Here is a 9,698-nt window from a genome sequence, read left to right on the forward strand (position 1 = left end):
CATGACAATCAAATATAAATTAAATCTCATTACCGCAATAGTGGTTTCATTTGCTCTTATTATTATAGCAATTGCCCTAAATAAAGCATTGTCTGATAGAGCAACCCTAATGTTAGCACAAGACTTAAATATACTTTCACAAAAACTAAGCCTAGTAATACATGAAACACAAAAAGAGCGTGGGGCAAGTGCCGGATATCTTGGCTCAAAGGGTGATCAGTTTGGAGATATTTTACCAAAACAAAGAGAGCTAACAACTAAAGAATATGACAATTTAACGACGTATATAACAACACTTAATTTAGACACTTTTCCAAAAGAGCTTCATGAGCAGATATCTGCTTTTAATGCCGACATGAGTAAAATAGCACAAATTCGCTCACAAATCGACACTCTTTCAATTAGTGTTAAAGATGAAGTAGCTTACTATACAAACATGAACAAAAAGATATTAAATATAGTTTCTCTTACTGCAAAACTAGCAACTACAAATGAGCTTGTAAAAGCACTCGACTCATATACAAACTTTTTAAAATCAAAAGAGAGAGCGGGAATAGAGAGAGCTGTTCTTAGCAGTACTTTTGCAGCTGATAAATTTGGTGATGGAATGTTTGCAAAATGGATTACGCTTGTTGCCGAACAAGATGCATTTCTTGACACATATTTAGCAATGGCAACAACATCTTCAAAAGTATTTTACGAAGAAAAGATGAACTCTCAAGTTATAGGTGAAGTAAATAAGATGAGAGATATTGCAAAAGCAAACTTTTTGGAAGGTAACTTTGGAGTTGACAGTGTTGTCTGGTTTAAAACAATAACTCAAAAAATAAATCTTTTAAAAGAAGTTGACGATGAACTTGCAAAACAAAACACTCTGCTTTTAGAAGAGATAAAAGCAAAGTCTATTGGAAGCGTTATTATGACTCTTATAAGTTACTCCGTTTTTGCCATTGCTATATTTATCATTATATTTACAATAAGCAGAGGGGTTAACAGAAGTGTTAGAAGCTCTCTAGAAAAAATAGAGTGTGTCTCAGGAAATCTTGATTTGACATGTGATGTTATCGTTGAAGGAAAAGATGAGATTTCGCAAATCTCAAAAGCGATACATGTAATGATAGTCGCATTTAAAATGAGTGTCTATCAGGCAACAGATGTTTCTGCTACAACTTCACATGAGAGTAAAGTTCTAAACGGTATAGTTGACGAACTAACAAAAAACGGGGAGCATGCAGATGCAAAAATTTCAGATATTAATATTTTGGTTACAGAAGTAGGCAACAGACTTGATGCTATCGAAGAGGCTTCAATTACCGTAACTGAAGATTTAAAACAAACTTTTGGGGTACTTGACGGGTTTATAGATGAATTAGACTCAGTTGTTAGAGCAATTGAAGAGGGAAGCGAGCATCAACAAGATTTGGTTCAGAAGGTCTCATCACTAACGGAACAAGCAAAAAATATCAAAGATGTTTTAGCAATAATATCCGACATTGCAGACCAGACAAATCTTTTGGCTCTTAATGCCGCTATCGAAGCAGCACGCGCAGGTGAGCATGGGCGTGGCTTTGCAGTTGTTGCCGATGAAGTGCGAAAACTTGCAGAACGCACGCAAAAAAGCCTTAGCGAAATTAGTGCAAATGTAAATCTTATTACACAAAACGTTGTAGAAATATCTGAAGAGACTAATAATACATCAAAAAATATGCACAATATCGCAGACTCGGCACAGAGCTTAATCGCATCTTCACAAGAAACAAAAGAAAATCTTTTAATAACTACTGACAAATCTAGTGACGTTATGCACCAAAGCACTTATATTGCTACAAAAACAAAAGAACTTATAAATCGTATGGATGAAGTTATAGAGATATCAAAAGAAAATACAAAACACAGAATATCTGTAGATAATGCTGCTACAAAGCTATCAAGCGATGCACATAAATTACAAAGCGAACTAAGTAAATTTAAAATCTAATGCATAATGATATTGAGTATTCGGTATTAGATTCTCTAAAATCTTTTACACTTCTTTGTGTTGAGGACAATAAAACTACACAGCTTATATACAATTCTATTTTTGAAGATTTAGTAAAGAATATTATTTTTGCCGACAGTGGCGAAGACGGATATAAAAAATTTTGTGATGAAGATATAGATTTAATAATTACGGATTATGATATGCCTATGCTTAACGGCATAGAGATGATTAAAAAAATTAGAGAAAAAGATAAAGAGATACCAATTCTTCTAGTCTCTGCAATAACTGATATCGACGTCATAGTACAAGCACTTCAACTGAATGTAAATAATTTTATCAAAAAACCGATTAAGTCCACCGAAGTGCTTCAAGCAACAAAAAATATATCCAAACTATTAATAGCAAATAATTATCTTGAAGAACAAAAAGAAAAGAAGATAAAAGAGTTAGAAAAAAAGGAGAAATACAGCTCATATCAGGAAGATTTGGCATTCTCAAAAGAGCTTAACATACTTAGAAATGATTTTTACTATCAAATGATAGACAGCGGATTTGAAGCACTTATCGACTTTCTATACAAACCTCTTGATGTTTTAAGCGGAGATGCATACAGCGCTCGAAAAATTGATAGCACAACCGCATTTTATTTTATAGTAGATGGAATGGGCAAGGGTCTTTCGGCGTCACTCAGCTCAATGCTTATTACATCATTTGTAAATCATTTAATTGACAAAATGGGCAGTAATTTTGATTTAAACAAACTAATAGAAGAGTCTCTATCCTATATGAAACCAATATTACTTGAGGATGAAGCTTTGGCTATAGATTTTATTGTTATGGATTACAAAACTTCAACATTGAAGTATGCTAAATTTGCAATGCCTGCATCTCTTGCTCAGTCAATAGAGGGTAAAATTATTAATATTAAATCAAATAATTCTCCAATGAGTAAATATACAAGAGAGTTTACAGTTTCAGATATGGATATTTCAAAAATTACAAAATTCCTATTTTTTAGTGATGGAATAGTTGAGAATAGCGTTAGATACAGTGACGAGCTATATGCAAGTTTTATTAAAGAAGATTTTTTATCATCTTTTACAAAAGATGAATTAAGAGAGAAAATACTCTGGAAAACAGATGCTCAAGAAGATGATATGACTTTTATATTTATAAATCAACTTGCTCTTTATCCACATGGCTCTCATATAAAAAAAACTTTTCAATGCAACCTAAACGCTGTTGATGAAGCAAATGAGTGGTATGGTAGTATTTGGAGCGACATGACCAATAATCATAAACTTGCCTACAATGCCGGTGTTGTTTTTTCGGAGCTTTTTATGAACGCTTACGAACATGGAAATCTTGGGATAGATTCAAATACTAAACATGCCCTTATAGATGATAACAGCTATTTTACTACCTTAGAAGAGCTACAAAAAAATTGTAAAAAAAGTATAACCGTAAGTATTTATACCATCGTATATAATTCAACAAAATATATAATTACAACAATAAAAGATGAGGGAAATGGTTTTGACACTCAGATACTCAGTGAAATATTTAGAAATAGAAAAAATTTCAACGGACGAGGGGTTTATATTTCAAGACAATCTTCACTTGGCATATACTACAACTCTGCCGGAACGACTGTACTTTTTTTACATAAACTAGAGGATGAAGTGTAACAAAAGTTACACTTTCAAACTTATTTGCTTAACGCTGCTTTTGCAGAATTTACAACTGCACTAAATGCCGCTGCATCATTCATTGCCATGTCAGCAAGAATTTTACGGTCAAGCTCGATGCCCGATTTGTGAATACCGTTCATAAAAGATGAATAGTTCATACCGTTTAGACGACAAGCTGCATTTATACGGATAATCCATAATTTACGGAAATCACGTTTTTTCTGCTTACGGTCACGGAATGAGTAGTACATTGAGCGCTCTAACTGCTCTTTAGCTTTACGGTAATGTTTACGACGACCGCTATAAAAACCTTTTGCTAATTTTAATATCTTTTTGTGTCTTCTTCTACGAACAACACCTGTTTTTACTCTTGGCATATTATTTCCTTTTTTCTTTACCTAGTCACTCTCTCGTGCTCAAGGTGCCACATTCAGAGTGGTCTTGCCCAGATACAAATCTGGAGATTTAACAATTAACTAATATTAGTTAATCATAGCCTTTACATTTTTTTCATCAACTTTAGCAATAACTTTTGGTTTATGTTGCTTACTACGAGTATCTGAATCTTGTTTAGTTAAAATATGGCTACGAAACGCTGTACCACGTTTTACAGTACCATTTTTCTTAACTTTAAAACGCTTAACAGCGCCTTTAACCGATTTCATCTTTGGCATCGAAACTCCTTTGTAAAATTCTCTTAACAGTACAAAAACGTACTTTGAGAGCGAAATTATACCCAAATATTTTTAATTTTTGTTATACTCACAAAATGAATTCAATTAAACATATAAATAATGCACTAAATGATTTGGACAAAGAGGTAGAGGCAATACTTGCAGATATGAGTCTGCCTATGAATGAAAAAGATAATCGTATGCTTCCTATTCTTCAGCAAAAAAGAGTTTTAACTCAGACTTTAGAGGACTTAACATATTTAAAAAACAATCCTCCAAAGCCAAATCAGGCATGCGGAATTTCTAAATATAGAAAAGATTGATAAAAGTATATAAGACAAATGATTTTACTAAAGTTCAAGGCGAAATTAAGTTAATTTGAGAAGTTTACTTGCGGTAAATGACGAAAATTCACTTAATTTCAACGAAGAAATTTAGCAAAAGCATTGTCTTAGAGAAGTACTTCCCTCCAGATACCTGCGGCACATAACACTCTAAGGTGTGCTGCTGTATTCCTACCCTGACACAATATCCTAAAGCACCATTGCACAGGTCTAAAGAGAAGCGGCGAAATTATAACTAAAAAAGATGAAATAACAAAGAGTTAGATTGAAATCGTATTTATAGAATTACCGATAGCATCTATATAAGCATGATATTCAAAATAACACTTCTGTTCTGTGGCTGCAAACTCTACCTCTTTTGCCATCTCATAAATTTCATTAAACTTAAGATTGCCGGCACTTCCTTTTATAGCATGTGCATTTAATCTGATTTTATCACAATCTTTAAGGACTATAGACTCTCTAATAGAGTTTAAAATAATTGTCGTTTCTTCTAAAAAATTAGCTAATATCAGTGGAATATGTTTAGGCTTAAGTCCAATAGACGCTGCCATCTCATCATGATTTATATCTGAATAATCCGCATTTAAAATTGGCATAATAACATTCCGTTACACTTTTATTTTGGTACAATATTATATGTTGTATATTGTAACCGCATTAAAACCGGAAGCACAAGCTTTTGTAGATAAATATAAACTAAAAAAGTCAAAGTGTGATAATTTTACTCTATTTAGTGATGAAAAGTTAAAAGTTATTATTGGCGGCATTGGCGTTCATAATGCAAAAAACGCAACTTTAGCTCTTATACAAATGTTTAAACCATCAAATAATGATATTTTTATAAATGTAGGCATATGCGGTGCAAATCAGAAATATACAATCGGAGAACTTATTAAAATAGGCTCTATAGTATATAAAGATAAAAAATATATCATAAATGATTCTACTTTTACTACTATAACATGTAAAGATATTGAGATGTCCTATGATGTTTACGACATAGTCGATATGGAATCTTTTGGCTTTTATGAAGCTACAAAAGAGATTAAAAATCGTTACATGTACAAAGTAGTAAGTGATAATTTTGAACCGAATAAAGTCACAAAAGAGGGTACAAAAAAATTGATTTTTAGTCTCATTGATGAGATAATGAAAGAGGTTGAAATTTGAAAAATGTGGTAGTAACCGGCGCTAGCAGTGGAATAGGCAAAGAGATAACATTAAGGTTATTAAAACTCGGGTATAGAGTAATAGGTATAAGCAGAAACATAAAAAAAGATGAGTTTGAAAATGAAAACTTTACTTCTCTTCAAGCTGATTTATCAGACGAAGCCTCAACTATTTTAACATGTAAAGAACTCTCTTGCAAAAATATATATATGTTGATTAATTGTGCAGGATTTGGCAAATTTGAACCTCACGAAGAGCTAAGTTCAAAAACTATCACTAAAATGGTTTTTTTAAATCTTACTTCCCCAATGCTTCTTACAAATGCAACTCTTAGAGATTTAAAGAAAAATAGCGGATATCTTATTAACATAAACTCTATTGAAGCATTAAAATCAAGTAAATTCGCAGCTCTTTACAGCGCGACCAAAGCCGGGCTCAAAGCATTTGGCGACTCTTTATTTGAAGAGACAAGAAAAAGCACTTTAAGTGTTACAAATATAAATCCTGATATGACGCAGAGCAATTTTTATAACGACCTTAGATTTGAAACAAGCCAAAATGAAAATGAAAAACTTCTTGCTTCAGACATTGCAGATGCCGTTGAACATATATTAAGTATGAGAAAAGGAGCTGTTGTTAGCGAATACACGCTTAGAAGTCTGAATTTTGGAATTTCTAAGAAAAAACTATGATTTTATATTAAGGTTTTTGTATGTAGGAATATCAGTTGAACGCAGAAAGTCAAGGTTTTTCTTAATCTGTTTCATTGAAGCTGAAGTTTTATCCTTTAGAGTATGTACTATCTCGGATGCTTCTCTTAAAAGATAGAGGGCTTCTTCCATCTCTTTTTTTGACTCAAGCTGCGGAATGTTATCCAACAACTTGCCCAAAGAATCGATATTTTTTTCAACAACTGCTATCTTTAGCTTATTGAGCCACATTAGTAGTTTCTCTCCAAGCCTCTAATAGACATTTAAAAACATTACTTACTTCATCATATTTAGCTACGCTTTTTTCAACATTTGCAGACGACAAGAGTTGAATTTCGTAGTTATAAAGTCCTTCTAAATACTGAGCAACGCGCCCTTGCTTAAGGTCTAAAATGGATATTAATTCTGTTATAATAGCAACAGAACGGTTAGTCCAATAAACTCTTTTTGCTATATCTCCATCTTTTAGCGCTTTTTTAGCCTGTGCATTAAAACGAAGCACACCTTCATATAGCATCTCTACCAATTTCGCAGGAGATTCTATTCCAATATTATTTTGTGCATAAATATTATGAGCTACATTACCATACATTTTAAATCCTTTTTTATCATCTTCATTTATCTCATTCATACCTAGTAAATCGGCACTTCAATGAGTTTGTTTAATATTTTACAAATAAATTTAGCTATCTGACGTTTGAGCATTTGCCAGTTGAGTAAACATAGACGATGCATTATTTATTTTTGCAATCATAGCATCATAAGCTGCATACTGTTTTTTAAGTATCTCATACTTAGCATCAAGTCTCTCAGTAGCACTTGTTTTTTTATCTTCTAGTGCGCTAATGCTCTCGCTTAAAGCATCTTTTACCTGATCAAGTCCGCCGTTTGTTTTTGCATAACCGTTTGCTATTTCATAAAAATCAACGAAGGCACCGGTTAATGTAACTACACTCAAGTCATCTTTCGTATAATCGCCACCCGTGAAAAAAGCTTCTACATTTGTCGGGTTTTCATCAAGTTTTGCAGTTAATATAGTTTTATCGATAGACATCTTTCCGTCTCTATCGACGCTAAAGCCGTAATCTTCCATACTACCCACTCCACCACCTACACTTGCTATCATATCTTGTATGGCGCGCTGCATACTTTTAATTGTACTGTCTCCGGAAAATATCCCTCTCTCATCACTATCTGTACTAGGTTTTGTCTGCTTAGAAAACTCTGTCATAAGTGAATTGTACTTCTCGACAAAGCTATCCACTTTAGTCATAATAGCTTCGCGGTCTTGTGCAACACTTACATCTGAACTACCTGCTTCTTTGAGTTTTATACTATAGCCCGTAATCAAATCATCAACCGTATTGCTACTGCGAGTTATTGTTTGCCCGTTAAACGTAAACTGATTATCAATTCCTGTTTGAATGGTAGTAAGCCCCGTTGTTAGTTTTGTATCTAATAATGCACTATTATCTGTAATGGATATATCTTGAGCTGCACCTGTTTCTTTTGAGCTTATAAAAAGACGGGACTCAGTCGCACTTATTTTTACGACAGTTGCATCAACTTGATCACCTGCATTATCGTTAATAAGTTTTTTCAAATCATCCAAAGTCGTAGTAGCATCGTAGTTAATAGTTACAGGCGTACCCGCTCCGACATTAAGCGTCAATGTTCCGGCTCCTGATGCTACCGTGTCCGTACTCGCAGAAAAAGCACCAGACTGCTCTATCTGCTTTGTCGCCAAATGATCTACGTTTATAGTAAAATCCTGAACGTCACTGTTTGCAGATGCCGTTACTTCAACGGATGTACCCGTAACAGTCGTAGATCTGCCGTCAAACAGAGTAGCACTTTTTAACTCGTTAATACTGTCTCTAAAATTGGTCATACTGGCATCTATAACTTCTAAACTATCCTGCTTATCATTTTCATTTGCTAGGCTAAGCGTAATTGGCTGAATAATTTGTGCTTCATCAGCCTTTCTCAATTGGTCTAAAACATCTTGTGTCAAAATACTTGAACCGACACCTAGTGAGCTGATACCCATGATAAATCCTTTTTTTAAATAATACTTCAATTATTTCAAATTTTCTCTAGCATTAAATCGACAGATTATACAATTAATTTAATTGCCGAATTATATTATAGAGTTGTACTAAGCTTGATTTATATAAAATACAAAGCATTGTATAGTTATCAAAAATGAACAAGGATGCTTTATGATTTCACCTAAAGAACTTCAAAAAAAGTATGCTGATGGGTACAACATCAGCGCCATACTACGTAAAGAGTTAAATGTTACATGTAACACTAAGGAGATTATTGAAATCTCATATGATATTCAAACAGGAAGTTACACTCAAAAGATGCAAGAAAAGGAGTATGCAGATTTTAAAGAAAAATACTCAAAAGAACTTACAAATACAATTCTCTCTTTATGCGAACCAAAATCCATTTTAGAAGCAGGTGTCGGAGAGGCAACTACACTTTGTAGTGTATTAAAACATTTAAATAAAGATATAAAGAGTTACGGATTTGATTTGAGTTGGTCAAGAACTTTTTATGCTAAGAACTATCTGCAAAGACACAACATAACTAATACATCGCTATGCTGTGGCGACTTGTTAAATATTCCGTTTTTAGACGACTCCATCGACGTCGTATATACGTCACACTCGATTGAACCAAACGGCGGGCAAGAGGAGCAGATACTTCGTGAACTCTATAGAGTAACAAGAAAATTTTTAATCCTTCTTGAGCCTGATTATAAGTTATCAAGCAAAGAGTCCAAAGAGAGAATGGACTTACACGGATACTGTAAAAATCTAGACACGATTGCCCATTCTCTCGGTTATAATGTTTTAAAACATGAACCTTTTTCTCTTAGTTACAACCCACTAAACCCTACCGCATTGACAATTATTTCAAAACAGAGCGATACACCTTCGCCTAGCGAAGTTTTTGCATGTCCGAAATTAAAAACGCCTCTAAAAAAAATAGCAAATGCCATGTATAGCCCGGAATCACTAACGGCATACCCTATTCTTGATGATATTGCTTGTTTGAAAATAGAAAACGGGATTTTTGCAAGCAAGTACCAAGAAATCATGGAAGATTAAATT

The 9,698-nt window shown here is 33.5% G+C and carries 12 protein-coding genes and 1 other RNA gene; 6 read left to right on the forward strand and 7 right to left on the reverse strand.

Going from position 1 to position 9,698, the window contains the following annotated elements; translation table 11 throughout:
* Nucleotide 1: 1 nt before the first annotated feature.
* Together A2530_RS09630 and A2530_RS09635 are read left to right on the forward strand one after the other, a co-directional pair.
* Nucleotides 2-1,978: a methyl-accepting chemotaxis protein gene (locus tag A2530_RS09630; RefSeq protein ID WP_294883682.1), complete on the forward strand. Its 1,977-nt coding sequence runs from the start codon at nucleotides 2-4 to the stop codon at nucleotides 1,976-1,978.
* Nucleotides 1,978-3,669, forward strand: a complete 1,692-nt coding sequence (locus A2530_RS09635) for a response regulator (protein WP_294883681.1) — start codon at nucleotides 1,978-1,980, stop codon at nucleotides 3,667-3,669. Before A2530_RS09630 ends, A2530_RS09635 begins: the two co-directional genes overlap by 1 nt.
* 20 nt (nucleotides 3,670-3,689) lie before the next feature.
* Here the strand turns inward: A2530_RS09635 and rplT are convergent, their stop codons facing one another.
* A complete protein-coding gene (gene rplT, locus A2530_RS09640) occupies nucleotides 3,690-4,049 on the reverse strand; it encodes a 50S ribosomal protein L20 (RefSeq protein WP_294883680.1) in 360 nt (119 codons plus the stop codon).
* A 105-nt stretch (nucleotides 4,050-4,154) separates the two neighbouring features.
* Nucleotides 4,155-4,346: a 50S ribosomal protein L35 gene (gene rpmI, locus A2530_RS09645; RefSeq protein ID WP_294883679.1), complete on the reverse strand. Its 192-nt coding sequence runs from the start codon at nucleotides 4,344-4,346 to the stop codon at nucleotides 4,155-4,157.
* Between the two features lie 95 nt (nucleotides 4,347-4,441).
* Here rpmI and A2530_RS09650 point away from each other — a divergent pair, with 95 nt between their 5' ends.
* Complete coding sequence (locus A2530_RS09650) at nucleotides 4,442-4,669, forward strand: hypothetical protein (RefSeq protein ID WP_294883678.1); 228 nt, start codon at nucleotides 4,442-4,444, stop codon at nucleotides 4,667-4,669.
* Nucleotides 4,670-4,809: 140 nt separating this feature from the next.
* Here A2530_RS09650 and ffs read toward each other — a convergent pair.
* Together ffs and A2530_RS09660 are read right to left on the reverse strand one after the other, a co-directional pair.
* Nucleotides 4,810-4,907: signal recognition particle sRNA small type (gene ffs / locus A2530_RS09655), an RNA gene on the reverse strand.
* Nucleotides 4,908-4,950: 43 nt separating this feature from the next.
* A complete protein-coding gene (locus tag A2530_RS09660; RefSeq protein WP_294883676.1) occupies nucleotides 4,951-5,289 on the reverse strand; it encodes an Hpt domain-containing protein in 339 nt (112 codons plus the stop codon).
* A gap of 40 nt (nucleotides 5,290-5,329) precedes the next feature.
* Here A2530_RS09660 and A2530_RS09665 point away from each other — a divergent pair, with 40 nt between their 5' ends.
* Both A2530_RS09665 and A2530_RS09670 read left to right on the forward strand, forming a co-directional pair.
* Nucleotides 5,330-5,863 carry a hypothetical protein gene (locus tag A2530_RS09665; RefSeq protein ID WP_294883675.1) on the forward strand — a complete coding sequence of 178 codons (534 nt, stop codon included), beginning with the start codon at nucleotides 5,330-5,332 and terminating at the stop codon, nucleotides 5,861-5,863.
* A 5-nt stretch (nucleotides 5,864-5,868) separates the two neighbouring features.
* Nucleotides 5,869-6,555: an SDR family oxidoreductase gene (locus A2530_RS09670; protein WP_294884124.1), complete on the forward strand. Its 687-nt coding sequence runs from the start codon at nucleotides 5,869-5,871 to the stop codon at nucleotides 6,553-6,555.
* On the opposite strand, the gene A2530_RS09675 is transcribed toward A2530_RS09670, so the two are convergent.
* The 3 genes from A2530_RS09675 to fliD form a co-directional block, all read right to left on the reverse strand.
* Nucleotides 6,550-6,804, reverse strand: coding sequence for a hypothetical protein (locus A2530_RS09675; RefSeq protein ID WP_294883673.1), 255 nt, complete (start codon nucleotides 6,802-6,804; stop codon nucleotides 6,550-6,552). The two genes, A2530_RS09670 and A2530_RS09675, sit on opposite strands and share 6 nt — an antisense overlap.
* A complete protein-coding gene (gene fliS / locus A2530_RS09680; protein ID WP_294883671.1) occupies nucleotides 6,791-7,165 on the reverse strand; it encodes a flagellar export chaperone FliS in 375 nt (124 codons plus the stop codon). Before fliS ends, A2530_RS09675 begins: the two co-directional genes overlap by 14 nt.
* Before the next feature lie 90 nt (nucleotides 7,166-7,255).
* Nucleotides 7,256-8,623, reverse strand: a complete 1,368-nt coding sequence (gene fliD / locus A2530_RS09685; protein WP_294883670.1) for a flagellar filament capping protein FliD — start codon at nucleotides 8,621-8,623, stop codon at nucleotides 7,256-7,258.
* 172 nt (nucleotides 8,624-8,795) lie between these two features.
* On the opposite strand from fliD, the gene A2530_RS09690 reads away from it, so the two are divergent.
* Nucleotides 8,796-9,695: a class I SAM-dependent methyltransferase gene (locus A2530_RS09690; RefSeq protein ID WP_294883669.1), complete on the forward strand. Its 900-nt coding sequence runs from the start codon at nucleotides 8,796-8,798 to the stop codon at nucleotides 9,693-9,695.
* The last annotated feature ends 3 nt before the right edge of the window (nucleotides 9,696-9,698 follow it).

Source organism: Sulfurimonas sp. RIFOXYD2_FULL_34_21 (genome assembly GCF_001830805.1).
Taxonomy (GTDB): domain Bacteria; phylum Campylobacterota; class Campylobacteria; order Campylobacterales; family Sulfurimonadaceae; genus Sulfurimonas.